This is a genomic window from Bacillus sp. AC266, assembly GCF_979253805.1.
Genome location: NZ_CEEDEC010000027.1, coordinates 1 through 701 on the forward strand (window position 1 = coordinate 1; position 701 = coordinate 701).

1 rRNA gene is annotated in these 701 nt (G+C 47.8%); it reads left to right on the top strand.

Annotated features, from left to right (window positions below):
* Nucleotides 1-56: 56 nt before the first annotated feature.
* Nucleotides 57-701 (top strand): 23S ribosomal RNA (locus AC0IXC_RS29055); the annotation flags it as partial.

Here is a 701-nt window from a genome sequence, read left to right on the forward strand (position 1 = left end):
GTATGTTCTTTGAAAACTAGATAACAGTGTAGCTCATATTTTTTTAATTTTAGTTTGGTTAAGTTAGAAAGGGCGCACGGTGGATGCCTTGACACTAGGAGTCGATGAAGGACGGGACTAACGCCGATATGCTTCGGGGAGCTGTAAGTAAGCTTTGATCCGAAGATTTCCGAATGGGGAAACCCACTATACGTAATGGTATGGTATCCTTACCTGAATACATAGGGTATGGAAGACAGACCCAGGGAACTGAAACATCTAAGTACCTGGAGGAAGAGAAAGCAAATGCGATTTCCTGAGTAGCGGCGAGCGAAACGGAATCTAGCCCAAACCAAGAGGCTTGCCTCTTGGGGTTGTAGGACATTCTATACGGAGTTACAAAGGAACGAGGTAGACGAAGCGACCTGGAAAGGTCCGTCACAGAGGGTAATAACCCCGTAGTCGAAACTTCGTTCTCTCTTGAATGTATCCTGAGTACGGCGGAACACGTGAAATTCCGTCGGAATCTGGGAGGACCATCTCCCAAGGCTAAATACTCCCTAGTGATCGATAGTGAACCAGTACCGTGAGGGAAAGGTGAAAAGCACCCCGGAAGGGGAGTGAAAGAGATCCTGAAACCGTGTGCCTACAAATAGTCAGAGCCCGTTAATGGGTGATGGCGTGCCTTTTGTAGAATGAACCGGCGAGTTACGATCCCGTGC